Source organism: Agarivorans sp. JK6, assembly GCF_045277145.1.
Classification (GTDB): Bacteria; Pseudomonadota; Gammaproteobacteria; order Enterobacterales; family Celerinatantimonadaceae; genus Agarivorans; species Agarivorans albus.
On the sequence record NZ_CP113525.1, the window covers coordinates 4,625,926 to 4,652,347 of the forward strand.

The 26,422-nt window shown below is 44.8% G+C and carries 28 protein-coding genes; 13 read left to right on the forward strand and 15 right to left on the reverse strand.

The features are described 5' to 3' along the window. Positions 1 to 239: 239 nt before the first annotated feature. From OV592_RS21270 to OV592_RS21285, 4 genes are all read right to left on the reverse strand, one after another. Positions 240 to 1,244, reverse strand: coding sequence for an ABC transporter substrate-binding protein (locus OV592_RS21270; protein ID WP_406609942.1), 1,005 nt, complete (start codon positions 1,242 to 1,244; stop codon positions 240 to 242). A gap of 71 nt (positions 1,245 to 1,315) precedes the next feature. Further along, complete coding sequence (locus OV592_RS21275; protein ID WP_406609943.1) at positions 1,316 to 2,287, reverse strand: glutathione S-transferase family protein; 972 nt, start codon at positions 2,285 to 2,287, stop codon at positions 1,316 to 1,318. A 10-nt stretch (positions 2,288 to 2,297) separates the two neighbouring features. After that, complete coding sequence (locus OV592_RS21280) at positions 2,298 to 3,137, reverse strand: pirin family protein (RefSeq protein WP_406609944.1); 840 nt, start codon at positions 3,135 to 3,137, stop codon at positions 2,298 to 2,300. 8 nt (positions 3,138 to 3,145) lie between these two features. Further along, entirely contained in the window at positions 3,146 to 3,535 is a 390-nt protein-coding gene (locus OV592_RS21285) for a DoxX family protein (protein ID WP_338622764.1), read from the reverse strand. Between the two features lie 140 nt (positions 3,536 to 3,675). Between OV592_RS21285 and OV592_RS21290 the strand changes: the two genes are divergently transcribed. The 4 genes from OV592_RS21290 (at position 3,676) to OV592_RS21305 (ending at position 6,987) form a co-directional block, all read left to right on the forward strand. Then, a complete protein-coding gene (locus tag OV592_RS21290) occupies positions 3,676 to 4,614 on the forward strand; it encodes a LysR family transcriptional regulator (protein ID WP_406609945.1) in 939 nt (312 codons plus the stop codon). Positions 4,615 to 4,806: 192 nt separating this feature from the next. Beyond that, a complete protein-coding gene (locus OV592_RS21295; RefSeq protein WP_016400204.1) occupies positions 4,807 to 5,742 on the forward strand; it encodes an SPFH domain-containing protein in 936 nt (311 codons plus the stop codon). A gap of 4 nt (positions 5,743 to 5,746) precedes the next feature. After that, a complete protein-coding gene (locus tag OV592_RS21300) occupies positions 5,747 to 6,217 on the forward strand; it encodes an NfeD family protein (RefSeq protein ID WP_152785149.1) in 471 nt (156 codons plus the stop codon). 275 nt (positions 6,218 to 6,492) lie between these two features. Beyond that, entirely contained in the window at positions 6,493 to 6,987 is a 495-nt protein-coding gene (locus tag OV592_RS21305; RefSeq protein ID WP_406609946.1) for an LEA type 2 family protein, read from the forward strand. A 30-nt stretch (positions 6,988 to 7,017) separates the two neighbouring features. On the opposite strand, the gene OV592_RS21310 is transcribed toward OV592_RS21305, so the two are convergent. Continuing rightward, the gene (locus OV592_RS21310; RefSeq protein WP_406611453.1) at positions 7,018 to 7,320 is read right to left on the reverse strand and encodes a peptidylprolyl isomerase; all 303 of its coding nucleotides are present in this window, start codon (positions 7,318 to 7,320) and stop codon (positions 7,018 to 7,020) included. A 170-nt stretch (positions 7,321 to 7,490) separates the two neighbouring features. Here OV592_RS21310 and OV592_RS21315 point away from each other — a divergent pair, with 170 nt between their 5' ends. Next, positions 7,491 to 8,792: a GGDEF domain-containing protein gene (locus OV592_RS21315; protein ID WP_406609947.1), complete on the forward strand. Its 1,302-nt coding sequence runs from the start codon at positions 7,491 to 7,493 to the stop codon at positions 8,790 to 8,792. On the opposite strand, the gene ung is transcribed toward OV592_RS21315, so the two are convergent. Then, positions 8,789 to 9,445 (reverse strand): uracil-DNA glycosylase, encoded by a 657-nt coding sequence (gene ung, locus OV592_RS21320; protein WP_406609948.1) that lies wholly within the window; start codon positions 9,443 to 9,445, stop codon positions 8,789 to 8,791. The genes OV592_RS21315 and ung overlap by 4 nt on opposite strands. A 59-nt stretch (positions 9,446 to 9,504) precedes the next feature. After that, positions 9,505 to 10,284, reverse strand: a complete 780-nt coding sequence (gene ppk2 / locus OV592_RS21325) for a polyphosphate kinase 2 (protein ID WP_016400211.1) — start codon at positions 10,282 to 10,284, stop codon at positions 9,505 to 9,507. Positions 10,285 to 10,538: 254 nt separating this feature from the next. Between ppk2 and gmk the strand changes: the two genes are divergently transcribed. The 5 genes from gmk to OV592_RS21350 all read left to right on the forward strand — a co-directional run bounded on the left by gmk (position 10,539) and on the right by OV592_RS21350 (position 16,200). Further along, on the forward strand, positions 10,539 to 11,165 hold the full coding sequence (gmk, locus tag OV592_RS21330) for a guanylate kinase (protein ID WP_016400212.1): 627 nt from the start codon (positions 10,539 to 10,541) through the stop codon (positions 11,163 to 11,165). Positions 11,166 to 11,238: 73 nt separating this feature from the next. Next, complete coding sequence (gene rpoZ, locus OV592_RS21335) at positions 11,239 to 11,514, forward strand: DNA-directed RNA polymerase subunit omega (protein ID WP_016400213.1); 276 nt, start codon at positions 11,239 to 11,241, stop codon at positions 11,512 to 11,514. A gap of 105 nt (positions 11,515 to 11,619) precedes the next feature. Next, the gene (gene spoT, locus OV592_RS21340; RefSeq protein ID WP_406609949.1) at positions 11,620 to 13,734 is read left to right on the forward strand and encodes a bifunctional GTP diphosphokinase/guanosine-3',5'-bis pyrophosphate 3'-pyrophosphohydrolase; all 2,115 of its coding nucleotides are present in this window, start codon (positions 11,620 to 11,622) and stop codon (positions 13,732 to 13,734) included. A gap of 10 nt (positions 13,735 to 13,744) precedes the next feature. Continuing rightward, entirely contained in the window at positions 13,745 to 14,458 is a 714-nt protein-coding gene (gene trmH / locus OV592_RS21345) for a tRNA (guanosine(18)-2'-O)-methyltransferase TrmH (RefSeq protein ID WP_016400215.1), read from the forward strand. A 122-nt stretch (positions 14,459 to 14,580) separates the two neighbouring features. Continuing rightward, positions 14,581 to 16,200 (forward strand): methyl-accepting chemotaxis protein, encoded by a 1,620-nt coding sequence (locus OV592_RS21350; RefSeq protein ID WP_338622781.1) that lies wholly within the window; start codon positions 14,581 to 14,583, stop codon positions 16,198 to 16,200. Between the two features lie 16 nt (positions 16,201 to 16,216). Here OV592_RS21350 and OV592_RS21355 read toward each other — a convergent pair whose 3' ends face one another. Continuing rightward, positions 16,217 to 16,474, reverse strand: coding sequence for a hypothetical protein (locus OV592_RS21355; protein ID WP_016400217.1), 258 nt, complete (start codon positions 16,472 to 16,474; stop codon positions 16,217 to 16,219). A gap of 38 nt (positions 16,475 to 16,512) precedes the next feature. Beyond that, the gene (locus OV592_RS21360; RefSeq protein WP_016400218.1) at positions 16,513 to 16,947 is read right to left on the reverse strand and encodes an HIT domain-containing protein; all 435 of its coding nucleotides are present in this window, start codon (positions 16,945 to 16,947) and stop codon (positions 16,513 to 16,515) included. A gap of 168 nt (positions 16,948 to 17,115) precedes the next feature. Between OV592_RS21360 and OV592_RS21365 the strand changes: the two genes are divergently transcribed. From OV592_RS21365 to OV592_RS21375, 3 genes are all read left to right on the forward strand, one after another. Beyond that, positions 17,116 to 18,012, forward strand: coding sequence for an acyltransferase (locus OV592_RS21365; protein WP_406609950.1), 897 nt, complete (start codon positions 17,116 to 17,118; stop codon positions 18,010 to 18,012). Between the two features lie 84 nt (positions 18,013 to 18,096). Beyond that, positions 18,097 to 19,776 (forward strand): ABC transporter substrate-binding protein, encoded by a 1,680-nt coding sequence (locus tag OV592_RS21370; protein ID WP_406609951.1) that lies wholly within the window; start codon positions 18,097 to 18,099, stop codon positions 19,774 to 19,776. Further along, positions 19,764 to 20,504, forward strand: a complete 741-nt coding sequence (locus tag OV592_RS21375) for an ABC transporter substrate-binding protein (RefSeq protein ID WP_152785137.1) — start codon at positions 19,764 to 19,766, stop codon at positions 20,502 to 20,504. The genes OV592_RS21370 and OV592_RS21375 overlap by 13 nt, the downstream gene beginning before the upstream one ends. A 47-nt stretch (positions 20,505 to 20,551) precedes the next feature. On the opposite strand, the gene OV592_RS21380 is transcribed toward OV592_RS21375, so the two are convergent. From OV592_RS21380 to ccoG, 6 genes are all read right to left on the reverse strand, one after another. Continuing rightward, complete coding sequence (locus tag OV592_RS21380) at positions 20,552 to 21,157, reverse strand: thiol:disulfide interchange protein DsbA/DsbL (RefSeq protein WP_221075382.1); 606 nt, start codon at positions 21,155 to 21,157, stop codon at positions 20,552 to 20,554. Between the two features lie 100 nt (positions 21,158 to 21,257). Next, positions 21,258 to 22,913 (reverse strand): AMP-binding protein, encoded by a 1,656-nt coding sequence (locus OV592_RS21385; protein ID WP_016400224.1) that lies wholly within the window; start codon positions 22,911 to 22,913, stop codon positions 21,258 to 21,260. Positions 22,914 to 23,026: 113 nt separating this feature from the next. After that, complete coding sequence (locus OV592_RS21390) at positions 23,027 to 23,497, reverse strand: CYTH domain-containing protein (protein WP_016400225.1); 471 nt, start codon at positions 23,495 to 23,497, stop codon at positions 23,027 to 23,029. 8 nt (positions 23,498 to 23,505) lie between these two features. Then, positions 23,506 to 24,477, reverse strand: a complete 972-nt coding sequence (locus OV592_RS21395) for a serine/threonine protein kinase (protein ID WP_152785129.1) — start codon at positions 24,475 to 24,477, stop codon at positions 23,506 to 23,508. Between the two features lie 65 nt (positions 24,478 to 24,542). Continuing rightward, entirely contained in the window at positions 24,543 to 24,944 is a 402-nt protein-coding gene (locus tag OV592_RS21400) for an MAPEG family protein (protein ID WP_338622796.1), read from the reverse strand. Positions 24,945 to 24,965: 21 nt separating this feature from the next. Continuing rightward, positions 24,966 to 26,375 carry a cytochrome c oxidase accessory protein CcoG gene (gene ccoG, locus OV592_RS21405; protein WP_406609952.1) on the reverse strand — a complete coding sequence of 470 codons (1,410 nt, stop codon included), beginning with the start codon at positions 26,373 to 26,375 and terminating at the stop codon, positions 24,966 to 24,968. Positions 26,376 to 26,422 lie beyond the last annotated feature (47 nt).

Sequence of the window (26,422 nt, forward strand, 5' to 3'; positions counted from 1 at the left end):
TTTTTTACTATTTGAGCAATGGATGTAAAGAGTATTCACATTGATAAAGTATCTTGCTTGTAAATACTGAAACCACATAACAAGCAATGGATAAGCTAACCACTTAGCCGCTCGTTAACATAACGCACAAAAATTAAACATAATATCAAATAACAACTAACGCAAACTGAACAAATGGTCAGAGTTAACTATCTCTGATTTTTTATTCCAATAGCTAAACTAATTGTGAAGCAACGGGCTTATTCAACAAAGTTGGCTTTATTGGCCATTTTTCTCGGTAAGGTCATTTGATGGCGCTCTAACTCGCTGCGGCTAAACAAATACCGGCCTTTTTCAGCGGTTTTAGGCCCAAGGGTGTGTGGCTCTACATCGGTCGTTAATATTGTATGGGCCAACTCGCCGGCAATGCGTCCTTGCTCGTAACCAAACAGTACTAAGCCGCCAATGGTTTTATCTTTGCCCACGGCAAAATCCCAAAAGCCGAAAGGAGGCAGCAGTGTATGCTGCGACGACCACTTCAATACTTCATTTGCATCTACATATTTGTTTCGCTCGTCTCTCAAGGTGTGATAAAGGCCAAAGGCTATTGCATCAAAGCCTTCATCTTTTGCAGTAATAACCGCTTGCTGCCATGTGTCCCAACGGCTAATTAATCGCAACTCTACATCAACTCCAGACACTCGCAATTGCGTATCGCCGCCAAACATCTCCTGCAGTACCGTTTTAGCGGTGGTGCCGTCATCAAACAGAATAAGCATGCGATTTAAGTCATTCGGAAATAACGGCTTAATGCTAGAGATTGAGCGCTTGATTAAGGGTCGCTCTAAAACACCGGTAATATTGTGCCGCTGATGAACGTGATAACGGCGAGGATTATTATTAATGCCTAAATACACCACCGGCACCAAGGTTTTGGCAAACCGCGAACCGAGGTATTTTAGCGCATTATCGTCACCTAAAATAACTAGATCGGGTTTTACATCTAAGTAGCGCTGCCAAGCTAACTCGCCACGACTGCGATGACGAGTAACCGGAAGCCGCTTAGTATCCATTTGAAAATAAGTGAGTTGATAATGTTCGCCAAGTACCGACTCTAAGCCTTCTATGTAACTTTTATCCCATGCATATTCTTGGTGATAACTTTCTATCACCAGAATCTTTTGCTTGGCGAGAGCCCCAGCGGGCGCTAGCAGCAACAAAAACACACAGAAAAATCGACCTAAAATGCTCACCAACTGTCTCATTCGTAAACGCTTTGGCTAAGTATAGTCAATGCCCTTTTAAGGCACTGACTATTCACTAGATCTTGCTCAACTTAGCCACGATTATGAGGCTTATCTAATTGTAAGATAGGACCAACAGGCACTACTCCAGTGGGGTTAATCGTACTGTGGCTTTCATAGTAGTGCCGCTTGATATGGTCAAAATGAATGGTATCTGCAACCCCTTCAATTTGATAAAGCTCGCGCATGTAGCCATCAATATTTGGGTAATCAACTATTCGCTTTAAGTTGCACTTAAAATGCCCCACATACACCGCATCAAAACGAATCAAGGTGGTGAATAAGCGCCAATCTGCCTCGGTGAGTTGTTCGCCCAATAAATAGCGATTGTTTGACAAAGTTTGCTCTAAAAAATCTAAGCTCTCAAACAAGGGGAATACGGCTTCTTCGTAGGCTTCTTGGCTAGTTGCAAAACCCGCTTTATACACACCATTGTTAACGGTGTCGTAAATACGCTGATTAAGAGCATCAATCTCTTCGCGTAGCGCTTCTGGGTAGTAGTCACCTTGCTTGGCCCCAAGATCATCAAAGGCTGAGTTGAACATACGGATGATGTCGGCAGACTCGTTAGACACTATGGTCTGCTGTTGCTTGTCCCATAAAATTGGCACCGTCACTCGACCAGAGTAGTTAGCATCAGCTGCGGTATACACTTGATGTAACAGCTCGGCGCTGTTAATCGGATCGGCAACCACACCTTCGCCAGGCGCGAATGTCCAACCGTGTTCGCCCATAAACCAATGCACCACCGAGTAATCAATCATCTCTTCCAAGCCTTTAAGCTTGCGAAATATCATGGTGCGGTTGGCCCAAGGGCAAGCATGGGAAACATAAAGGTGATAGCGCCCAGATTCGGCTTTAAACCCGGCTTTACCGCTTGGTCCGGCGCTACCGTCGGCAGTTATCCAATTACGAAACTGCGATTCGCTACGCACAAAACGGCCTTTGCTTTGCTTAGTGTCGTACCACTTGTCTTGCCATTTTCCATCAACTAATAATCCCACGGTCGCGCTCCTAAAATTTATTATTCTGAAAATCGTCAAATGCTTGTAATACTTGCTCTCGAGTATTCATAACAAAGGGGCCACCCCAAGCTATTGGCTCGTTAAGCGGCTCGCCCGTTACAACTAGCACGCGGCTAGCATGCTGGCTTTGTAGCAACAGTTGTTCACCTTCACTAAGCACGCCCAAGTGATAAGCAGTAATAGCCTGCGGGTTGTCAGCAACCGTTACTTCCCCCTCAATCACGTAAACAAAACCGTGATGATGAGAAGGTAAATCTAGATTAACCTTTGCCCCTGCCACCAAACTAATATCTAAAAAGCTAGCTGCGGTGTGGCTAGTTTGCACCGCGCCAACGGTTCCGTTAGGCAGCTCTCCAGCAACTACTCTTATTACGTTGCCTTGCTCATCTTGGCTCAATGGTATTTGCTCGGCGCTCAGCTCTTGATAATCTGGCGCCGACATTTTGTGCTCTGCGGCTAAGTTCACCCACAGTTGGAAACCTTTAAGTAAGCCATCTTGTTGCTCGGGCATTTCTGAGTGAATCACTCCGCGCCCAGCATTCATCCATTGCACGCCGCCCGCTTCAATTACGCTTTCGTGGCCAGCATTGTCTTTATGGCGCATCCGACCATTAAGAATATAAGTAACCGTTTGAAAACCACGATGTGGATGCTCTGGAAAACCCGCTAAATAATCGTCGGGTTTGTCTGACTCAAAGCAATCTAACATCAAGAATGGGTCTAGATGACGCAACTGACTATTGCCCAGCATACGGGTGAGCTTAACTCCTGCTCCATCGCTGGTGGCTTGGCCAGCCACCACTTGTTGTAACTGTTTTAAGCTAGTCATGTTTGCTCCTATGCGCTGCGTTTATCGAGTGAATATGCGCCACCACCATGGGCAACCAATAATAAGAACCCACCAGCTATGGCAATGTTTTTCATCAGCATAATCATTTGCATTTGATCGCCAGGGTTAAAGTGAAACAATAAACCCGACAGCAAACTAAAGCCTGCTAGCAAAAACGCCACTGGGCGAGTTTTCCAGCCTAGTAATATTGCCAAGCCCCCTAGCAGCTCTAAGGCAATAACCAAAGGTAACAATGCACCCGGTACTCCCATGGCTTCCATATAACCTTGGGTGCCAGCGTAAGCTGCAATTTTTCCGTAACCAGAAAGAATAAAAATCAACGCTAAAAATACCCGTGCTGTAGGCTGGCTTAGTTGTTGTAGTAAATTCATTGTCATGTTCTCCATGTGTTTTTTGGCTCAAGGCCATTTGCTTAACAACAGATTAATGTTGTTATGAAGAACGATAAACCGTGCGCTTGGCAAATAATTGTTCCTATAATGGCAACAATAATCACTAGCGAACATGGAATATGGCAATGGGACAGCTCGAAGAAATGCAGATTTTTGTGCGGGTGGTCGAGGCAGGCAGCATTAGCCGTGCGGCGGAACAGTTAGGAGTCGCTAAATCGGTGGTGAGCCGGCGCTTAAGTGCCTTAGAAAAACGCCTAGGCAGCAGCCTAATGCAGCGCACCACGCGTCGCCTCAGTTTAAGCGACGCTGGCCAACAGTTTTATCAACGAAGTCTGGGCATTATTGATGAGGTTGATCAGCTAAACCAAGACGCTAGCTGCCAAGAGCAAACCTTAACTGGCAGCTTACATATTGCAGTGCCCTTATCCTTTGGTCAGGCTCACCTAAGCAGCGCTTTTGATGCATTTATGCAGCTGCATCCTCAACTAAAACTTAAGGTAAGCTTGGCTGACAGCCAACATAATTTGGTGGCCGAAGGCATCGATTTAGCACTACGCATTGCCGAGCTAAAAGACTCCAGCCTAAAGGCAAAAAAAATCACCCCTATCAATTTTGCCTTAGTGGCCTCTCCGGCCTACCTTGCCAAACATGGCCGTCCCACCAAGCCTGAACAACTAAGCCAACACCAAGTGCTGCATTACAGCTTACGCAGCGCTGCCAGTTGGCAATTAAGTGATAATAAGGGGAAAGTTCATCAAGTGGCTTATCAACCGCATATTAGCGCCAACAATGGTGATTTTTTACAAGACTTAGCCATTGCCGGGCACGGCATTGCCCACACTCCGAGTTTTATTGCTTGGCAAGCCATCGCAAAAGGAGAGCTAGAAATAGTGCTGCCCGAGTATAAATTACCCGCTTTGCACGCTTGGGCGGTTTACCCCAATACCCGCTATTTGCCACACCGTAGCCGCGTAATGATAGATTTTTTAGCCCAACGTTTTGGCTTAAACCCGTATTGGGATCAAGCCTTAAGCCAGCATTTAAATAGGGCTAAAGCAGATTAATAAGGTTTTCTGTAAGCCGACCCAACGGTAATCACTTATCTGTCAAAAAGCGCTGTATTCTCAAGGCTTTTTATGATTACCTTGCTGCTAAATAAAACGTCCCCAACAAATAGATATGGGTGACATATAAGCTTCGCAGCGTAACGGTATATTCGCGATACAACTTCGTTTTTAACTGGTAAGGAAAGTATTATGCCTATGATTTTTGATTATCTTCTCACCGTGCAAGTTGCGCTGTTGATTTTTGCGCTATTTGTACTTAAATCTTCCATCAAGTTTGTGCCACAAAATGAGGCTTGGGTTATTGAGCGCTTTGGTAAATACCAATCAACCAAAGAAGCGGGCTTAAATTTCCTAATTCCTATGATTGATCAAGTATCGGCGCGCCGCTCTTTAAAAGAACAAGCCTTTGACGTACCAAGCCAAGCAGCTATCACCAAAGACAACATTTCTTTGTCGGTAGATGGCGTGTTGTACTTTCGAGTACTCGACCCATACAAAGCCACTTACGGCGTAGAAGATTATGTATTTGCGGTAACTCAATTAGCGCAAACCACTATGCGTTCTGAAATTGGTAAAATTGAGCTCGATAAAACCTTCGAAGAGCGTGATGCGCTTAACGCCAAAATTGTTACTCAAATTAACGAAGCCTCAGCTTCTTGGGGCGTTGCAGTGCTGCGTTATGAAATTAAAGATATTACACCGCCGGCTTCAATTATGGATTCGATGGAATCGCAAATGCGCGCCGAACGTGAACGTCGCGCTAAAATCCTAGAGTCTGAGGGTGAAAAAGCTGCCGCAATCAACATTGCAGAAGGTGAAAAACAAGCACGTGTATTACAAGCAGAAGCAGAAAAGCGTGAGCAAGTACTAAGCGCAGAAGGTGAAGCAGAAGCGATTATTGCGGTTGCCGATGCGCAAGCTCAAGCCTTAACTACGGTTGGTCAATCAGCCGCTACACCAGAAGGCCAAAAAGCGGTTCAGCTAGATCTTGCGACTAAAGCGATTGAAGCTAAACACGCCATTGCCAAAGAATCGAGTGTGGTATTGTTACCCGACAGCAGCACTGAAGCAGGCTCTTTAGTTGCTCAAGCCACCACCATTTTAAATACCCTAAATAGAGGCTAGCCCTATGGCAGAACTGTTTGCTAACCACATACCTCAGTTAATGATTGCCTCCGGCATCATCTTGCTTGCCATTGAAGTGGTGATCATCGGTTTTGCCACCTTCATCTTGTTTTTTATTGGCTTGTCCTTAGTCATTACTGGCTCATTGGTTTGGTTAAATGTACTCCCAGAAACCTGGAATAGTATTCTGTTAGCCAATGCCGTTATGAGCAGCTTACTGGCCGGCGTGTTGTGGAAGCCGATGCGTAAGCTACAAAATACTGCTGATAACAAACAAGTAAGCAGCGACTTTGATGGTCACCGTTTTTTTTGCGAACAAGACATCGATAAACGTGGTTTAAGTAGCTATAAGCACTCTGGCATTAGCTGGACCTTAAAAAGTGAGCAAACCATTGCTGCAGGTAGCGAAGTAGAAGTGATTCGCGCCGAAGTAGGCACCTTTTGGGTGGAAGCCGTAGAACCAAGCAATACTTAGAGTATTCGTTTCACAAGCCAGCGCTCTGCTGGCTTGTTCATTTTTCTAATACCAATAACACTAAGAAAGTGTTCAGAAATAACGCAGCAAAAATACTCGAGAATAAGGCAGAATTTTTCGATAAGTAGTTATTCTACAACCAAAAATCCCAGTGCAGTTATCGAGCATTTTAACCAGATAAAATGAGCAGTTGCTTGGTACGATTGGTATAACAATGCAAAGCCAAACAGATTGTGCTTAACTAGCTGTAGTTTCTTTCTCTTAGGTTTCTCATCATGCGCCAAGCACTTATTAAAACCTTAATTCTATCTGCCAGTTTATGGCTTATCGCCTGTAGCAGCATGGTTCCTAACGACCCACCTAAAGTAAACTTGGTATCGGTAGTGCCTACAGCAGGCGACAGCATGACACCGAGCTTCGATATTAATTTACGGGTGGTTAACCCCAATAAACAAGCGCTCAGCTTAGCTGGGGCGGTATATACCTTGTCTCTAAACGGCCATGAAATAGTCACTGGGGCCACCAGCGATTTACCCGAAGTGCCCGGTTATGGCGAGGCCAACTTTACCTTGCCGGCCCAAGCCAACTTAATTGCTACCTTCCGCCTATTAAGCTCGTTTGTCGCCTTAAAAAGCCCTGAGCTAGATTATCAGGTAGATGTAAAACTGGACATAGGAAGCTTGTGGCCAGTGGTAAACCTTAGCGAGAAGGGCACATTTAAGTTAGAAGATCTTGGCCAGCAAATAAGCTCAAGTGTTCAGGCACTATAAAGTAAGCGCTGATAGGGCTGTTGCAAGGTTTTAGCTCCAGCGCTCATTCACTTTAATTAAGTGAAAACCATACTGTGTTTTAACTGGTCCTATTGCTTCGTTTAAGGGGCCAGAGAATACCGCTTTATCAAAGCTTTTCACCATATCACCTTTAGCAAACTCGCCTAAATCGCCACCTTGCTTAGCGGAAGGACATGACGAAAAACGTAACGCCATCGCCTCAAAGCTAGAGCCTTTATTAAGCTTTTCTAGTATTTCTAATGCCTTTTTCTCTGAACTCACAGTAATGTGTTGAGCTCGCGCTTGTGCTTTTGCCATTGCTACCTCTTGAATTTTTGCTTGTTATACACCGAACAGCAAATCAACCAAAGCCCGAGCCTAAAATTAGCAAAAAAACATAAGACAAAAGTAAAGATGCCCAAATAGCTCACATTTATTTGTCTCCAAGCAGGCTATATTTTTAGCAAGAAACAAAAGTATTTACTCACCTTTCACAGGTATAAATGGAACGATATTCATCTTCTTGGACTTGGCTGCGCAATTTTCTTTTAGCCCTAACCGTGCTAGTGCTTGTGGCTGCCCAATGGATACCTGCCAAGCGCCTTCAGATCTACCCCAGTGAAAACATGCTAGTGGATTTGTACTCCGATAAAGGACAAGGCGGCAACTCTAGTGCTTATTGGCTAACCAGCAACCAAAAGTTTGTCTGTAACCTAGAAAGCAGCCATTTGCCGGCAAAGTATTGTGGTATAAGCATCAAATTCCACAAGCCAACTGACGCGGGTACCTCAGACAAATACGCTTCCCTAGAAAGCATAGATTTAAGTGACTATAAACAATTGGTGGTGGATGCAGATTTCGAAGGTCCTTCTAGCGAACTACGCTTCTTTATGCGCAGCACCGAAGCAACCAGCGGCCACGATCTGTCTGATGCAAAATTTATGTTTACCTACTTTGAGAAACAAGAACTGGCAGAGCAAGAAGCGAAAGCTCAATTTAACCAATTCTCTATTCCCGCGTGGTGGCTAAATCGATATTACCAATCACGCGATGACTTCACTTTAGACTTCTCTAAAGTTAAAGAAATATCCTTTGATATTCCTTCCACCTCGTCCGATGGCGAATACACCATCACAGTGAATAAGGTTGAAGCTGAAGGGAAATGGATCAGCAACGAAAGCTTATATGCCACTATCATTGCCGTGTGGCTTGTTTATTTTACTGCCGAGTTGATTCGCTATGTGCTGCATCAGAAAAAGAACTTAACCCAGTCTATTCAAACACTTGAGCAAGATGTAGACGAACTCAAACACACCGCCAGTAACGACCAACTTACTGGCGTACTTAACCGCCGAGGTCTATTAGACGCTCTAGAAGAGAAACCAATAAACAACAATAACTACTATTTGTTTGTTTTTGATATCGACCACTTTAAACATATTAACGATAGCTATGGCCACAACAACGGTGATGCCGTGCTGCGCTTTTTTGCTCGCCAATTAAGCTCGGTGATTCGAAGCCAAGATTTATTTGCTCGCTGGGGCGGTGAAGAGTTTGTTTTACTTTCTGAACAGCAGCATGAAATAGATGCTTATAACTTTGCCGAGCGCTTGCGCAAACTGATTCACCAACAAGATTTCTTGCTGTCGTTTGAGGGCAAGCAACAACACATTAAGTTGAGCATGAGCATTGGCTTAACCCTAGTCGACAAAGATGAAGCCTTTAACGCCGCCTTTAACCGAGCCGACAGCGCCCTTTATTTAGCTAAAGATAAAGGCCGCAATCGCACCCAACTCGCCAGTTAAAGCTGCCAATCAATAGCGGCTTTTCCTTGTTGCTCTAGCAGCTGGTTAGTTTTAGAAAAATGGCGACAGCCTAAAAAGCCGCGATGGGCAGATAAAGGCGAGGGGTGTACCGAACATAACAAATGGTGTTTGTTAGCTTCAATCACTTGGCCTTTCTTTTGCGCATGGGCTCCCCACAACAAGAACACCACACCATCACAATGTTGGCTTATGTAACTAATTACAGCCTCGGTAAAGGTTTCCCAGCCATATTTTGCATGTGAATGAGCTTTTGCTTGCTCAACGGTAAGCACCGTATTTAGTAACAACACACCTTGCTTGGCCCAGGCACTTAAATTGCCATGCTCTGGAATCACAAAGCCGTCGATGTCGGTGGCAAGTTCTTTGTAGATATTGCGCAGCGACGGTGGAATTTTAACGCCCTCTGGCACACTAAAACTTAAACCATGGGCTTGGCCTTCTCCGTGGTAAGGATCTTGACCAAGAATCACCACTTTAAGCTGATCCATCGGGCAACTGTCGAAGGCGCTAAATACCTCAGCGTCTGGTGGGTAAATCACCTTAGCAGCGCGTTGCTCAGCCACCTTGTTGATTAAACGAGGATAATATTCAAGCTGCTGTTGCTCAGCAAACAGACTTTGCCAATTTGTCACAATATCAAACCTAATAGCGGACTTAGTAGCCCGCTATTATAGCGATAAAGTTCTAGGGGCTAATATTGCTCGGGCACAAAACTTTGTTCGTTAATCGGCACGCGCACATAATCTTTCTTATCGATGTCCGGCAAAATGATTTTTTCATGCTCAAGATCTTGATAATCGATCTGCGATAAAAAGTGGCTAATGCAGTTAAGCCGCGCCGCTTTTTTATTGTCGGAATTAACCACCCACCACGGCGAATGCTTGGTATCGGTGTAAGCAAACATTTCGTCTTTGGCTTGTGAATAAGCCACCCAACGTGAGCGTGACTCTAAATCCATTGGGCTAAACTTCCAGCGCTTGAGAGGGTTATTAATGCGTTCTAAAAAGCGTTTTTCCTGTTCTTCGTCAGACACCGAAAACCAATACTTAATCAGAATAGTGCCAGAGCGAATCAACATTTTTTCAAACTCAGGACAAGCGCGTAAAAAATCCTGATGCTGTTCATCACTGCAAAAGCCCATCACCTTTTCCACACCCGCTCGGTTGTACCAAGAGCGGTCAAACAGAACTATTTCTCCAGCGGCTGGCAAATGCGCCACATACCGCTGAAAGTACCACTGGGTTTTTTCTCGCTCATTGGGTGCTGGCAGCGCAGCAATGCGGCAAACCCGAGGATTTAACTTTTCGGCAATCCGTTTAATCACGCCGCCTTTACCGGCTGCATCGCGCCCCTCAAATATCACCACCACTTTAAGACCTTTTGCTACCACCCATTGCTGCAGTTTAACCAGCTCTGTTTGCAATTCTTCTAAGCGTTTTTCATAGGTCTTTTTATCAATTTTACCCGCCATAAACGAACTCACCTTTAATGTTGATAACCACGACTAAGCAACCGATTGAATAAAAACAAAAATGAATCAATACAATAAGTTAAATGTAGCAATAAAAACGATTGTTGCCATGAAACTGCAGGCTTGAATTGCAAAGTTGAGCAAAAACAACAAGATTAACTAAACTACAGAGATAAATTCCAAGCGCCGACTCTTTAAAAAAAGCCACAAAATGGTAACCTTAGGCGCCTTTATACATTCGCTTAGAATTCAACATGGCAATCACCGGCACTTTATACATCGTCTCTGCGCCCAGCGGCGCTGGCAAATCAAGCATGATTAATGCGTATCTTTCACGCCATCGTGCATATCCAGCTCAAGTATCGGTTTCTCATACCACTCGTGCAGCGCGCCCCGGTGAAATTGATGGTAACCACTATCACTTTGTTAGCCATGATGACTTTAAAAAACTCATTAGCGAACAGGCCTTTTTTGAATACGCCGAAGTATTTGGCAACTTTTACGGAACCTCTCGCTACACCATCGAAAAAACCCTTGCCGAAGGCATTGATGTATTTTTGGATATTGATTGGCAAGGCGCTCGCCAAGTAAAACAAATGATGCCAGAAGCGGTATCGGTATTTATTTTGCCGCCAAGTCGCGAAGAATTAGAAAACCGTTTGCACATGCGTGGCCAAGATAGCCCCGACGTTATTAAGAAACGCATGGACGAAGCAGAAAGTGAAATGTCTCATTATAATGAGTACGATTACCTAATCATTAACAGTAATTTCGACGAAGCCTTAAGTGAGCTTACCGCCATTATTACTGGGCAAAGATTACAAACCCGTCAGCAAGCTGCCAAACATCGCGACTTGTTAGATGAACTTTTATCGAAATAATCTCGCTAAGTCCTAGTAAATCTTCATAAGATCGGCTAGGATCTTGCGTCATTTTTAGTCAACGGAGCTGTGCATGGCACGAGTAACAGTAGAAGATGCAGTAGAACAAGTCGGCAACCGCTTTGATCTTGTCCTTATCGCCGCACGTCGCGCGCGTCAGATCGCAGTAGAAGGCAAAGACCCTCTAGTTGAAGAAGATAACGATAAACCAACCGTTATCGCTTTGCGTGAAATTGAAGAAGGTTTGATCACCACTGAAACAATGGATGCTCAAGACCGTCAAGAACGTCAGGAACGTGAGGCAGCCGAATTGGCAGCCGTTGCCGCTATCGCCGATAAGCGCATCTAACTCGTCCCCGTCTATAAAATTACCGTGCTGGGTTTACTCTGCACGGTAAAACTCCCATAATTCAATCATATCTATTTCTGCGCTCCTCCGCTGATGAGGTAATGTTTGTATTTATTCGAAAGCCTGCGTGAAGTCGCCTCTAGCTACCTAAGTGAAGAACACGTAAACCTATTACGTGATGCTTATATTTTGGGTAAAGATGCCCATGAAGGACAATTCCGCTCTAGCGGTGAGCCATATATTACTCACCCACTGGCTGTTGCTCGCATTCTTGCCGAGCTCAAGCTAGATAATCAAACTCTAGTAGCCGCTGTATTACACGATACCATTGAAGACACTCCGGTTACTTACGAACAACTTCAAGAACAGTTTGGCACCGAAATCGCCGACTTAGTTGAAGGCGTGAGCAAGCTAGATAAAATTAAGTTTCGTGACAAAAAAGAAGCCCAGGTAGAAAATTTTCGCAAAATGATGATGGCGATGGTGCAAGACATCCGCGTTATCCTTATTAAACTGGCCGACCGCACCCACAATATGCGCACGCTAGGTTCGTTACGCCCAGATAAGCGCCGCCGCATTGCCCGCGAAACCTTGGAGATTTACGCACCAATTGCCAACCGCTTGGGTATTCACAGCATTAAAAACGAATTGGAAGAGCTTGGCTTTGAAGCCCTATACCCGATGCGTTATCGAGTACTTAAAGAGTCGGTAAAAAATGCCCGTGGTAACCGCAAAGAGTTAATCAACGGTATTCATCAAGAGTTGCAAGGCCGCATAGAAGAAGCGGGCATTCAAGCTTCGGTAACGGGTCGTGAAAAGAATCTCTATAGCATCTACAAAAAAATGGTGAATAAAGAGCTGCAATTCCATGAAGTAATGGATATTTACGCCTTTCGCATCATCGTAGACAGCCTTGATACCTGTTATCGAGTACTAGGCTTAAGCCACAGCCTGTACAAGCCTCGTCCAGGCAGATTTAAAGACTATGTAGCCATTCCTAAAGCAAATGGATACCAGAGCTTACATACTTCGTTAGTTGGTCCTCATGGCGTTCCTGTGGAAGTACAAATTCGTACCGAGCATATGGACCAAATGGCCGACAAGGGTGTAGCTGCACATTGGTCTTACAAACAAGCTGGCGAAAGCCCAGGCACCACCGCGCAAATTCGCGCTCAGCGCTGGATGCAAAGTTTGTTAGAACTACAGCAAAGCGCTGGCTCTTCTTTCGAATTTATCGAAAACGTAAAAACCGATCTATTCCCCGACGAAATTTATGTGTTTACCCCTGAGGGTAAAATCATTGAACTCCCAGCTGGTGCTACTCCAGTTGATTTCGCCTACGCGGTGCATACCGATGTAGGGCATGCGTGTGTAGGCGCGCGCGTAAACCGCCACCCCTTCCCGCTGAGTAAAGCACTTAGCAATGGTAAAACAGTAGAGATTATTACTGCACCGGGGGCTCGCCCTAATGCCGCTTGGTTAAACTTTGTGGTGACCGGTAAAGCACGCGGAAAGATTCGCCAGCTACTTAAAAACCAGCGCCGTGAAGAATCCGTTAACCTTGGCCGCCGCTTGCTTAATCATGCTTTGGGCAGCGTTAAATTAGACGAGATTCATCCCGAATCTTTAGAACAAGTTCTTAAAGACTTAAAAGCCGAGTCACTCAACGACTTGTTAGCCGAAATTGGCTTAGGTAATGCCATGAGCATTGTGGTGGCACGCCGCCTATTAGGTAATACCGATGAACTAAGCAATGTAGAAGGCAAAGGTAAGATAGCCATTCAAGGCGCCGAAGGCTTGCTACTTACTTACGCTAACTGTTGTCGCCCGATACCAGGTGACCCTGTGGTTGCCCACATTAGCCAAGGTAAAGGCTTAGTGGTGCACATGGAAGCCTGTAAAAACATTAGCGGCTACCAAAAAGAACCCGATCGCTACATTAATGTTGATTGGTCTAAAGATGCCGCCGAAGAAGCTGAATACAAAACCGAAATGCGCATTGATATGGTTAACCACCAAGGCATACTTGCTAGCCTAACCAGTGTGGTTGCCTCAACTGGCGCTAACATCGTGAATATTGTTACCGAAGAAAAAGAAGGCCGGGTTTACACCGTAGACTTATTGGTAACCACCCATAGCCGTATTCATCTTGCCGATATCATGCGAAAAATTCGCGTAATGCCAGAAGTATTACGTGTTGTTCGATTAAGAAATAAATAACGAGAAAACCATGACTCCAGAACGCTATCAACGCATTCGTGCAATGTTAGATGCTCGCCAAACCGACCTCACCGTGTGCATGGAAAACGTACACAAACCACATAACTTGTCGGCCATTGTGCGTACCTGCGATGCCGTGGGTGTAGACCACGTGCATGCAGTGTGGGAAAACTATCAAGATGAGATCCGTCGTGGTACTGCTACTGGCAGCCAAAACTGGGTAAAAGTACATAATCACGAAAATATTGAAGATGCAGTAGCAGCATTACGCACCAGCGGAATGCAAATTCTAGCCACCAACTTATCTGATAGCGCGGTGGATTTTCGTGAAATAGACTACACCAAACCTACCGCCATCTTAATGGGGCAAGAGAAGTATGGCATTTCAGATAAAGCTCTGTCTCTCGCCGACCAAGACATTATTATTCCCATGGTGGGCATGGTGCAATCACTCAACGTTTCAGTGGCTAGCGCATTAATCTTATATGAAGCACAACGCCAACGAGAAATAGCAGGCATGTATCAAGCGCCCAGCATGGTTGATAAAACCGAGCAAAATCGCATCATGTTTGAAGGCGGTCACCCTATTTTTGCGAAAGCATGTAAACGCAAAGGTTTGCCTATTCCCCACATTGATGAAGAAGGGCAAATCATAGCCGACGATGAGTGGTGGGCAAAAATGCAAATGAACAAAGAAGCCTGGGACAAGCTAGATCAGGAATAAATGATAAAATTAGAGCAATTGCTTTAATTTTGAGTTTTTTCCGGAATGATTATTGATCTTAATTAAACCCAAAACCTCACTATTAACTGAACATAGTTTTATTCCATTAGAGAAGTAAAACTATGTTCAATAAAATCCGAATTCCACAGCTCTTCTTATTAAGCTCACTATTGGTATTAGTAGTGGTTTCCATCCAAGCATGGAACAATACCCAGCAAATTAAAGAAACGCTGTATCAAGGTTACCAAACCCAATTAGCTAGCAACTTAGACCTAGCTACCAGCTTGGTTAATCACTACCAACAACAAGAGCAACACCTTGGTCGCGAACAAGCCCAACAACTGGCTTTAGCCGCCTTAGCCGAGCTACGCTATCAAGGTAACGAGTACTTTTGGGTAAACGATTTAGATCTTAAATTACTTATGCACCCAATTCGCCCCACCAGCATCGGTAAAGACATGACTCAAGTGCGCGATGCTAAAGGCTTAGCCCATTGGCAAGCCATGCGCGATACAGTAAAACAACAGGGCGAAGGCGCGGTGCAATACCACTTTTTACACCCGCAAACCCAAGTCATGCACGCCAAGCTGTCTTACGTTAAACAAGTTAAGGGCTGGAATTGGATAATTGGAACTGGCGTTTATATTGACCAAATAGACACCCAGCTTAACAGTATCTATTTCTACACCTTGCTGCGTTTAGCATTAGCCTTTGGCTTATTTGGTTTAGTGGCATGGCTAGTTAGCCGCAGCTTGGCTGGTCAAATGCAAGAGTTAGATAGTGCCATTAAAGGCCTAGCCAAAGGTAACTACCAACAAGCTATTAAGGTGAGTGGGCGCAATGAATTCTCTAACATTGGCCAGCAGCTTGAAAGCCTACGGTTGCAAACACAAGGTTTACTGCAAGATGTAAAACACTCAAGTGATAGCCTATTAGATGCTAACAAAGATCTGGCATCGGCCACCCATACTACTCACAGTAATACCCAAAGACAGTTCTCGGAAATAGACCAAATAGCCTCCGCGATGACCGAAATGAACTGCACGGTAGAAGAAGTAGCCAACAACAGTGCAGAGACGGCCGAAGCCTCTAAGCAAGCCTTGGAGCTAGCAGGTACGAGCTTAAAGCAACAGTTAAACACAGTTAAAAGCTTAAGCGCACTGTCGGAGCAAATGGCCTCGGCTAAACCTGCGGTTGCAGAACTACGAGATTGCAGCCAAAACATTGGCTCGGTGATTGATGTGATTAACGCAATTTCTGAACAGACCAACTTATTGGCCTTAAACGCTGCCATTGAGGCCGCCCGAGCCGGTGAGCAAGGCCGAGGGTTTGCAGTGGTCGCAGATGAAGTGCGTAACTTAGCTTCACGTACTCAGCAGTCTACTGAAGAGATCATGCAAACCATTGCGCAACTGCAGCAAGTATCGCTCACTGTAGAAACCGAAATTGTTACTACTACCGAAGGTTTGGCGCAGCAGGCTGAGCAAGCTCAACAAAATATTCTACAAATTGAAAAAATTGAAAATATGGTGGGCAATTTAGAACAGCGTAATCAACAAACCGCAGTGGCCACCGAGCAGCAGCGTTTAGCGAGTGATGAGATTAACCAAAATGTGCTCACACTACGTGATGGTAGCGAAGCTAACGCAGGTGCAGCAGAGCAAGGTAAACAAGTACATAGCCACCTATCTGGCGTAGCAGAGGCCTTGAGTATTCACCTCAAAAACCTCCGCTTCAACTAGAACCAGCTTAAGCAGGCTATTCCTCGGGAATAGCCTCTTCTTCTCTGGCTTTAGCAAACTTAAACTCGTAATCATCGGCAAACGGAGAGTTGTAACCCCATTCAGGCGACTCGCCCACCTGCTTATCAAACCAAATAATTGGCGTAACTAAAAAACGCGGCGCTTCAAATCGAATACCGTTTTCTTCGGCCTCGTAGAGTGAGCTGTTAGTTTCACACCTTACGGTTAGCATCACCATCACGATGATAAATAACCACTTCCAAAAACCGTCCATAGTTTTTCCTACTGTAAATTTGCGACTAAATTACCGTTTTAATACTCAGCAACAACTTGAAAGTGTGGCTGTAAAGCCTGTTGTAACTGAGCTATTTGTTGTTGTTTTTGTTGCTCACTATAAGGTTTGGCAGGAAGCTTGCCCCATATAGGCTGTGGCCACAAAGCATCGTTGTGAAAACGCACAATATGATGCACATGCAGCTGCGGAACCATATTACCAATGGCCGCCAAGTTTAGTTTATCACCTTTATAAAGGGCCATTACCGCTTCACTTAAGCGCTTAGATTCTCGCCAAAACTGCGCTTGTTGGCAACTATCTAATTGATATATATCACCAATATCATTTTGCATTGGCACCAGAACTAACCAAGGAAATTGGCTGTCGTTAATCAACAGAACCCGCGATAACTCAAAATCACCCAGCCAAATGCCATCCTTTTCTAGTTGAGGATGTAACTTAAATTCGCTCATTTTATTCTCCCTTGCGGCCTTAAACTGCAGCCAACTGACAGATACTATACAGTGGTCGGCGTTTCGCTTATCAAAAAAAGTGCTAGAATGGCGCCAACCATAATTTAAGCTGATTTAAATCTCAATAACTACCAGCCCTTGGCTGTTTAAAGAGCTATATCGACCACTATGTTACGTTTTTTCCCAGCATCCTTGTTAATGATTCTTTCTGCCAGTTTAGCCATTATAAATACCGCCATGGTGGGCTCTTTAATCATTGTTTGTGGCATCATTAAACTGTTGTTACCTAAAGGGCTTTATCCTTGGGTGGGTAAACTAACTAACTTTTTAATGTGGTGTTGGAGCGAAATGAATCGCGCCATATTTCGCTTGGTAAACAACACCGAATTTGTGATCGAAGATAATAGCCAGCTCAGCAAAAAAAGTTGGTACTTGATGATTTGTAATCATCAAAGCTGGGCCGATATCGTATTACTGTGCATGTTGTTTGGCTCACGTATTCCCATGCCTAAGTTTTTTCTCAAACAACAGCTCTTGTATGTGCCTTTTGTTGGTCTAGCCTGCTGGGCTTTAGACATGCCCTTTATGCGCAGATACTCGCGCCAGTACTTGCTCAAACATCCAGAAAAGCGCGGTAAAGATTTAGAATCAACCAAACGCTCTTGTGAGAAGTTTAAAACCAATCCAACAACAGTCATTAACTTTGTAGAAGGGACCCGCTTCACCCAACAAAAGCAGCAAAAATCCCACTCTAACTACCAACACTTATTGCCACCAAAAGCGCTGGGTATTGCTTACACCTTATCGGCTTTGGGCGAACAATTTGACCAGATTATTGATGTAACCTTGGCCTATCCAGGCACCACCGAAACACTTCCGCCTTTTAAGGCCTTATTATCAGGTAAGCTCGATAAGGTAGTGGTGAAAATCGATACCATAGCAATTAACCAAGAGTTACGCGGCGACTACCTGCAAGATAAACAATTTAAGCGCCACTTTAAGCTTTGGCTCGATGATACTTGGCAAACTAAAGATCAATATCTACAAAGCGTACTAAAAGACTAATCCTGTTCACAATATCCAAGGCTAGATCCTGACAGCCTGATTTTACTGCTATTTTTATAGGAGTAAAAACAACGGAGAAAGGTGTTGCGGCGATCGCTTTGGATGCTTTATTGGCTAGTAGGCAGCTGCTGGGCAGAGGATTTTAGCCCTTGGCTAGAAGAATTTCAGCCGTCTAGCCTAAGCCAACAGCAACAAATCGAAGAGCTACGTTGGTTTAAACAAGCCGCTCAACCCTATCAAGGCATTACTATTCGCGCTATTTCAGAGCGCATTAATACTCACTGGTACGAAGCCACCGTTATTGCCCCCTTGTTTTACCAACTCACGGGTATCAAAGTTATCCACGAGATCAGCGGTGAAGACGACGTAGTAAAAAAGCTACAAAGCCAAATGGACTTGGGCATTAACTATTACGATATCTATGTCAGTGACAGTGATTTAATTGGTGGTCACTTTCGTTCTCGCAACATCGTTAACTTAAGCCAGTTTATGCAACACCAAGGAAAAGACGTCACCTTACCCAGCCTAGATATCGATGATTTTATTGGCTTAGCCTTTACCACCGGTCCTTACGGCGATTTGTTGCAACTCCCTGACCAGCAATTCGCCAACCTTTATTGGTATCGCCAAGACTGGTTTAAGCGCTCCGAGCTTCAGCAGCAATTTCAAACCATTTATGGCTACCCCTTAGCTGTGCCAGTGAACTGGTCGGCCTATGAAGACATCGCCGAATTTTTTACCGAGCACGTAAAAGAAATAGATGGGCAAAAAGTTTATGGCCATATGGATTATGGGAAACGCGATCCCTCGTTGGGCTGGCGAATATCTGATGCTTGGCTTTCTATGGCAGGCATGGGTGATGTAGGTTTACCCAACGGCGTGCCTGTGGATGAATGGGGCATACGTCGCCATGGTTGTCGCCCTGTGGGCGCTAGCATGAGGCGTGGCGGCGCTCTCGACTCTCCCGCTGCCATTTACGCCATTCAAAAGTATGTAGATTGGTTAAAACGTTATGCCCCTCCAGAAGCAGAAAAGATGACCTTTAGCCAAGCTGGGGCCGAAATAGCCAAAGGCCACATAGCGCAACAAATTTTCTGGTATACCGCCTTTACTGCAGATTTAAGCCAACCAGACTTAGCCGTAACCGACAAAGATGGCTTACCTTTATGGAGAGTGGCACCTTCACCGCGTGGTGCTTACTGGCAACCCGGCATGAAGTCAGGCTACCAAGATGTGGGAGCTTGGACACTGGTAAAATCTACCCCTTTAAAGCGCCAACAAGCGGCATGGTTATACGCTCAATTTAATGTCGCCAAAACGGTTTCGCTGCGTAAAACCATGGTAGGTTTAACCCCTATTCGCCAAAGCGATGTGATGTCGAAACCATTTAGTGAGCGCTCAGCCGAGCTAGGCGGTTTGGTAGAATTTTACCAAAGCAATGCGCGTAACGAATGGACGCCCACCGGGCTAAATGTGCCCAATTATCCAGCTTTATCGTCGCTGTGGTGGCAATACATTGGCCGCGCTAGCGACCATGGAGAAGCCGTTCCCCAGATAATGAAAGAATTGGCACAAAGCATGGATTTAGCACTAGCTAAAATTGGTAAAGACAACCCTGGCCCGTGTAGCCCTAAGCTCATCTCGGCGCAACAAGCCTCATTATGGCTGGCTCATCCCGGCTCTCCCAAACCCAAGCTGGAAAACGAAAAACCGCCGGGTAAAACCTTAAACTACTCAGAGTTAATTAAACAATGGCAACCTTAAAAGCCAGCTGCTTAAGTGCCAGCCTAGTTTTAAGCTTGCCAGCACAAGGCGTTGAGCTGGTGTTTAATACCTATTTAGACCCGCCTTATGTCATCCAAAATCAAAGAGGGCTAGCAGGGGTTAATATAGAAGTTTATGAATTGCTAAAAAAACACAGCAAATTAGACATAAGTATCCGCTTACTACCATTAAAACGCGCTTATTTGATGGCGCTCGAGTCGCCCAATAACTGCGTTTTTGCAATAGAACGTAGCCAAGCAAGAGAGAGCTCATTTACTTGGATAAGCCCCATGTACATTAGCCGCTATGCGATTTACCAGCCGCAACAAAGCATTACACCTTTAAGCAGCGTTGCAGATCTACAACAGCTAAAAATTGGTAGCTATTTAGGTAGTGGGATTGGCGAGTATTTAGAAAGCCTAGGGGTTGAAGTTGATTTGGCTAAAACCAACCTTAACAGCGCCAAAAAACTACAACGCCAACGTACTCAAGCTTGGGCTAGCGATATCTTGTCCTCTGCCTATGTGCATTACCATTATTCTTTAGGGATTCAAAAACAGGGGTTTGATTTTTACAGTTCACTACGCGCCATCGCGTGTAACAAAAACAGCGATGCTGGCGCTTTACAAAAACTGCAAACAAGCCTTAATCAACTACAAAAAAGCGGAAAAATAAGCAAGATATTGGCGTCTTACGAACAACAATACCAAGTAGATTTGGGTTTATAAAAACAAAAAAAGCAGCCAATTGGCTGCTTTTTTATCAATATAAGAGACTAGCCCTTTAAGTTAACTAAGTAACTAACTAACTCATTTAGCTCTTCAATTGATTTTACTGAGCCCGTGTTAACTTGGTATTTACCATTAACCACTAAGGCCGGCACACCGCGAATCTTATAGTTCATGGTGTTCTTTTCCATTTGCGAAACCATGCCATTCACAACAAAGCTGCTGGCTGCGCTATCAAATTTCTTACCATCAACACCGTTGGCAACAAAGATGCTGCGAAGATCATCACGGCTAGTGAAGTTTTGGCGTTTGTTATGGATAGAATCAAAGATCGCGTTGCTAATTGCAGGCTCTACTTCTAGCATTTCTGCTGCAGCAAAAGCGCGAACCATTTCTTCACCCATTTGGCCGCCAATAAAGCTTACGTGGTTCTTTTTGAACGCTACGCCTTCTGGTAGGGACTTTTTAATACTCTCTGCTACTGGTTCAAATTTAAAACAGTGCGGGCAGTAGTACGAGAAAAACTCGATAACTTCTGGTTTAGCAGTAGCAGTTTGCTTAATCACATCGTAATGCGTGCCTTCTTTAAAGTCAGCCGCTATTGCCATTGGCAAAGTAAGCATTGCCATTAAACCAATCAGTAGTTTTTTCATCACTCGGTATTTCCTTCCAGTGAACTTTATAAAAAACCGAGCATAATGATTAGCACCAGCTCGGTCAATCGTTGACTATGTTGTTGACACAAATTTACGTTTACCAAGATCCCATTTCAAACATTACAGTAGTATCTACATCTTGATGTATTAATACCGAATAATGTTGTTCAATTTGGTTACGTCTAATTTTTAAAGTAGGGGTAAGCAGGGCGTTATCCACGTTCCAATCCTCATTTACCACCACCACATGCGACAACTTGGCATGACTTTCTAATTGCTCATTCACCTTTTTAAGGGTGCGATTTAAGCTGGCTTCAATTTGCGCTTGCGAATGCTGTTTCATTTCAGCTGCTAACACCACCAAAGCACAAGGCTGCGTGAGGGCGCTTCCCACCACACATACCTGCTCAACCATCGAATTTTCAGCCAAGCTCTGTTCAATAGGAACGGGGGCTACATATTTTCCTTTCGCCGTTTTAAAACTTTCTTTTAAACGGCCAATAATTTTAACGTAGCCATCATTATCTATTTCACCCTTATCTCCTGTATGCAACCAGCCATCAACAATTGACTCCTCAGTGAGATCAGCATGTTTGTAGTAGCCCTGCATCATGCCTTCGCCCTTAGCAAGAATCTCTCCTTGCTCAGAGATTTTTATTTCTACGCCAGGACCCGCTTTCCCGATGGTGCCAATTTTGTCGCTTCGAAAAGGTACATTTAAGGTGCCGTAGGCTAGGTTCTCGGTCATGCCCCAGGCTTCAGAGATATTTAAGCCAATGCTTTGATACCAATGCAATAATGAAGGCGCTACCGGAGCACTGCCACAACCTAAAATTCGCGCCTTATTTAAACCCAGAGCCTTTTTAATTTTGAGCTTAATTAAACTAGAAACCAGCGGAATAGATAACAATAACTTGAGTTTTTTCGGTGGCAGTTTTTCAAATACACCTTGTTGGAAGCGCGCCCACAAACGAGGCACCGAAATAAACAAAGTAGGCTGTACGCTGCGCAAGTTATCAGGGAAAGTATCTAAGGATTCAACAAACGACACACTAAATTGACCACTAAAAATGCTGGTGCCTTGAATGTAAACTCGCTCAGTAATATGCGCCAAGGGTAAGTACGACATAACCCGGTCTTCACTGCCAGCTTGCAACACATCGATCAGCTGTTCACAGGCATAACGATAAGCCTCAAAGCTAATCTCGGCGCCTTTAGGGTCACCGGTACTGCCCGAGGTATAGATAATCGTCATAATGTCTTTTGCATCCCACAGATGATTTTTCTCAATCACCGGCATTTCCTTCAACCAATCACTCCATTGAATGTGGCAAGGCATGGTGGGATAGGGCATCGCAACAGTTTTTAAGCCGATAGGCACGGCCGAGGCTTGCTTGCCCCATTCGTCTAACTTACCCACAAACAACAGCTTAGCTTCGCTGTGTTGAAGTACAAAAGAGATGGTATCCACACTAGCGGTGGAATAAATAGGAATGCTTACACAGCCAGCCATCATGATTGCCAGATCGGCAATAAACCACTCGGCACTATTTTTAGCTAAAATGGCCACTTTGTCGCCGGGCTCTAGGCCTTGAGACAATAAGCCTTGAGCAATTTGACCGGCTTCGCGCGCTACTACTGCCCAAGTTTTCTCATGATATACGCCATCAATAGGCTGACGTAGGTAAACGCGCTGCGGATCCTGCTTTTGCCAATGCATTAGTGCATCAACGGGGGTGACAAAGTTTGTCATTCACAACCTCGTTACAAGTTATTCACCTTTTATATCAATCCTATACGGCTAGGCGCAGGATGCCAGTACAAATCGAAAATAAGCCGAAGTAATGTGAACAAACACTCTGTTTATCACCAGTTTTTGAAAGGATTTAAGCTAAGTTGAGAGTTATAGTATTTAGCTTGCCCTGTGACCTCTTGCCCCAGCCAGTCGGGCTTTGCAAAGCTTTCTTGCTCGCTGCTCAGCTCTACTTCGGCAACAATTAAGCCGAGGTTATCTCCAGCAAATACATCCACTTCAAATACATGTTGTGCAACAGGCACTAAGTAGCGAACTTTATCAATGGCGCCAGGCTCACACAGTGCTAATAGCTGCTCGGCTTCGCTCAGGGGAATTTCTTTCTCCCATTCATAGCGGCTTAAACCCGACTGATTACTTTTACCTTTAATGGTAAGAAAACCCTGCTCACCGCGAACACGCACTCGTACAGTACGTTGTTTATCACTGTTTAAGTAAGCCTGTACAATTCGGGTTTGCTCACTCGCTTGCTTAACAAATGCATCGCTGTTAACCAAAAACTTGCGTTCTATTTCTACACTCATAACAGTCCTCAATAACCGGGAGTTAAAGACAATGGCGCTTGCTGCAGAGCCGAAAGCTGTTCTTTAAGCGCGAGTATTTGGTCTTCCCAATAACGTTGCGAGTTAAACCAAGGAAAGGCGCGTTGAAAGGCTGCATCTTGCCAGCGCCGTGCTAACCAGCCCATGTAGTGAATCATTCGCATAGCGCGCAGCGGCTCAATTAAGGCCAGCTCACTGCTATCAAATTCACAAAAGGCCTCATAGCCTTCTAATAGAACTTCTAATTGCAGGCGGCGCTCATTGTCATCTCCAGCCAGCATCATCCATAGATCTTGCACAGCAGGGCCATTACGCGCATCATCTAAGTCCACCAGCATCGGACCATCACGCCACAATATGTTGCTAGGGTGGCAATCACCATGTAAACGAATAATGGTTTTAGGTTTATAGGCCGCCTTTGCCGCTTCGGCTACTTGCTCAGCTACGGTAAAAAATGGCAGTGCCAAACCCTCGGGTAGCCAATCACGTAATAACTCCAACGGCTGGTCGAGCATCTCTTCGGTATTAATAGATAAGCGGTGCTCAAACAGTTTACTGCCCACTTTCTGGTGCATGCGCCCTAGGTATTGGCCAACACGCTCGATTTGGTCGAGGTTATCTACCTCAAAGCCGCGTCCCCCAACACTAGGGAAAATGGTAAACAACCAACCTTGATAATCAAACAAGCTGCGACCATCTCGCACTAGCGGTGCCACAATCGGCACATCTACTTCTGCCATCGATAAACTAAATTGATGTTCTTCGAGAATCTGGGCTTGGCTCCAACGCTCTGGCCGATAAAACTTCACCACATAACGCAGCCCATCTTCGGCTTGAAATTGATAAACCCGGTTCTCGTAAGAGTTTAAAGCCAACAAACCACTACTAGGGAAAATACCTTGAGATTCAATAGCATCAAGAATAGTGTCGGGGTGTAAATCGGCAAATAGAAAGGCGCTCATGGCTCGGCAGTTTTACAAGAGGTTATCGGCGCAGTTTAGCAGTAAAACAAGTTCTCTAGCCAGCGCTAAGCAGGTAGCTGATAAAAGGCTTGAACCACAATATAAATACAGCTTAACCAAGCCACCAGCATTAGCAACGAACGCAAGGTAGCAAAGCCAAATACGTATACCCAAGGGTGCAACAAGCGGGTAGCAGTAAATAACACAGCGGCATATTGAATACGGCTAAAATCAAGCCCTGCAAGATGGGCTATTAGCAAACTGCCGGTAAACAAAGCTAAGGCTTCCCAAGCATTTTGTTGAGAAGCATAGATGCGTTGGCCAAGGCTGTTTAACAATTGGGATTGTTGGCGGGGATCTTGGTTATCTATTGTGCCTAACTGGCGCTTTCGCGCTGCCGAACCGAGTGCTGCCAGCAAATAAGGCAGCACTAACAACAACGCAAAACACGCCAGAACCAGTTTCAAACTTTATTCTCCAACACCCTGTTAACCGCCACTAATAAAGCGACTAGCTTGGATAAATTGGTCATCGCCACTTTCTAATACAAACTCAATATCGGTGATCGAGCGAGACAACAAGTAAGGGTCGCTTGCCAGTGAAATAGGCAAACTAAACACTTCGCCACCTTTTACTGTGACAATTTGCTGGCCTATCCATTCAACTTCTTCTAAACCACGCACACTTAAGTGGAACTCGCGTGCTTCAGAGGATTTGTTAATCACCTTTAAGGTGTAGGTATTTTCTACCAAACCTTCAGAGGTTTCATTGTACAAAGAAGAACGATCACGCAACACATCTAACTGCATCGGCTTCACGTTAAGCAAGGTGAATACAAAAGCGACCAGCATGGCACTTAACACCACCCCATAACCGATCAGCTTAGGCCGCAGTACATCGGTTTTTTGCCCCGCCAAGTTATGCTCGGTAGTGTAGCGAATTAAGCCTTTCGGGTAGTTCATCCGCTCCATGGTTTGGTCACAGGCATCAATACAAGCACCACAGTTAATACATTCGTATTGCAAACCTTCGCGAATATCAATGCCTGCAGGGCATACCTGCACACACAAATCACAATCTACACAATCGCCCAAACCCAAAGCTTTGTGGTCGGCATTGCGCTTACGTGGGCCGCGGCTTTCGCCTCGCTCAACATCGTAACCCACAATAAAGGTGTCTTTATCAAACATCGCTGACTGAAAACGCGCATAGGGGCACATGTGAGTACATACAATGGTGCGCATCCAACCGGCGTTAGCGTAAGTTGCTACGGTAAAGAAAATCACCGAAAAGTTAACCGCACCGCTGGCATTTAGCGTGAAAAAGTCCCACCACAGCTGCTTAACGGGCACAAAGTAAGCGGCAAACGACAAAGCGGTAAATACCGACACCGCAATCCATGCAGTGTGTTTGGCTGTTTTTCGCCAAATTTTGTTAAAGCTCCAGGGCGATTTATCTAGCTTTTTACGCTTATTGGCGCTGCCTTCAATCTTTTCTTCAAACCAGATAAAGATAAAGGTCCACACCGTTTGCGGACACAAGTAACCACACCATACTCGGCCTAAAAAGGTGGTAATAAAAAACAAAGCAAAGGCAGCAATAATGAAGAACCAAGCCAATAGCAATAAATCTTGTGGCCACAGGGTTAAGCTAAAAAAGTGATACTGACGCGCCCCCATATCTAGCAAAATTGCTTGGCGATCGCCGTAAGGAATAAAAGGCACAATCACAAAAGCCGCTATAAAAAACCAGCCCATGTACTTACGCAAGCGTTGAAATACACCTTTTTGCTCACGCACATAAATTTGTTCTTGGGGGTTGTAACGATCTACCGGAGCACGTTTTTTAGCCGCGCGAGGTTTGGGGCTGACGTCTTTAACAGGAATACGTTCACTCATCACTCAATCCTTATGAGGGGAGGCACTGATGTGACTAATGCCTTTGC

Excerpts from the sequence above, each read along its gene's own strand:
- trmH (WP_016400215.1), top strand. The coding sequence starts at position 13,745 with ATGACTCCAGAACGCTATCAACGCATTCGTGCAATGTTAGATGCTCGC.
- OV592_RS21270 (WP_406609942.1), bottom strand. The coding sequence starts at position 1,244 with ATGAGACAGTTGGTGAGCATTTTAGGTCGATTTTTCTGTGTGTTTTTG.
- OV592_RS21380 (WP_221075382.1), bottom strand. The coding sequence starts at position 21,157 with ATGAAAAAACTACTGATTGGTTTAATGGCAATGCTTACTTTGCCAATG.
- OV592_RS21360 (WP_016400218.1), bottom strand. The coding sequence starts at position 16,947 with ATGAGCGAATTTAAGTTACATCCTCAACTAGAAAAGGATGGCATTTGG.
- OV592_RS21300 (WP_152785149.1), top strand. The coding sequence starts at position 5,747 with ATGGCAGAACTGTTTGCTAACCACATACCTCAGTTAATGATTGCCTCC.
- OV592_RS21285 (WP_338622764.1), bottom strand. The coding sequence starts at position 3,535 with ATGACAATGAATTTACTACAACAACTAAGCCAGCCTACAGCACGGGTA.
- OV592_RS21295 (WP_016400204.1), top strand. The coding sequence starts at position 4,807 with ATGCCTATGATTTTTGATTATCTTCTCACCGTGCAAGTTGCGCTGTTG.
- OV592_RS21290 (WP_406609945.1), top strand. The coding sequence starts at position 3,676 with ATGGGACAGCTCGAAGAAATGCAGATTTTTGTGCGGGTGGTCGAGGCA.
- rpoZ (WP_016400213.1), top strand. The coding sequence starts at position 11,239 with ATGGCACGAGTAACAGTAGAAGATGCAGTAGAACAAGTCGGCAACCGC.
- OV592_RS21375 (WP_152785137.1), top strand. The coding sequence starts at position 19,764 with ATGGCAACCTTAAAAGCCAGCTGCTTAAGTGCCAGCCTAGTTTTAAGC.
- OV592_RS21280 (WP_406609944.1), bottom strand. The coding sequence starts at position 3,137 with ATGACTAGCTTAAAACAGTTACAACAAGTGGTGGCTGGCCAAGCCACC.
- OV592_RS21315 (WP_406609947.1), top strand. The coding sequence starts at position 7,491 with ATGGAACGATATTCATCTTCTTGGACTTGGCTGCGCAATTTTCTTTTA.
- OV592_RS21350 (WP_338622781.1), top strand. The coding sequence starts at position 14,581 with ATGTTCAATAAAATCCGAATTCCACAGCTCTTCTTATTAAGCTCACTA.
- OV592_RS21305 (WP_406609946.1), top strand. The coding sequence starts at position 6,493 with ATGCGCCAAGCACTTATTAAAACCTTAATTCTATCTGCCAGTTTATGG.
- ccoG (WP_406609952.1), bottom strand. The coding sequence starts at position 26,375 with ATGAGTGAACGTATTCCTGTTAAAGACGTCAGCCCCAAACCTCGCGCG.
- ppk2 (WP_016400211.1), bottom strand. The coding sequence starts at position 10,284 with ATGGCGGGTAAAATTGATAAAAAGACCTATGAAAAACGCTTAGAAGAA.
- OV592_RS21390 (WP_016400225.1), bottom strand. The coding sequence starts at position 23,497 with ATGAGTGTAGAAATAGAACGCAAGTTTTTGGTTAACAGCGATGCATTT.
- gmk (WP_016400212.1), top strand. The coding sequence starts at position 10,539 with ATGGCAATCACCGGCACTTTATACATCGTCTCTGCGCCCAGCGGCGCT.
- OV592_RS21365 (WP_406609950.1), top strand. The coding sequence starts at position 17,116 with ATGTTACGTTTTTTCCCAGCATCCTTGTTAATGATTCTTTCTGCCAGT.
- OV592_RS21355 (WP_016400217.1), bottom strand. The coding sequence starts at position 16,474 with ATGGACGGTTTTTGGAAGTGGTTATTTATCATCGTGATGGTGATGCTA.
- OV592_RS21385 (WP_016400224.1), bottom strand. The coding sequence starts at position 22,913 with ATGACAAACTTTGTCACCCCCGTTGATGCACTAATGCATTGGCAAAAG.
- OV592_RS21395 (WP_152785129.1), bottom strand. The coding sequence starts at position 24,477 with ATGAGCGCCTTTCTATTTGCCGATTTACACCCCGACACTATTCTTGAT.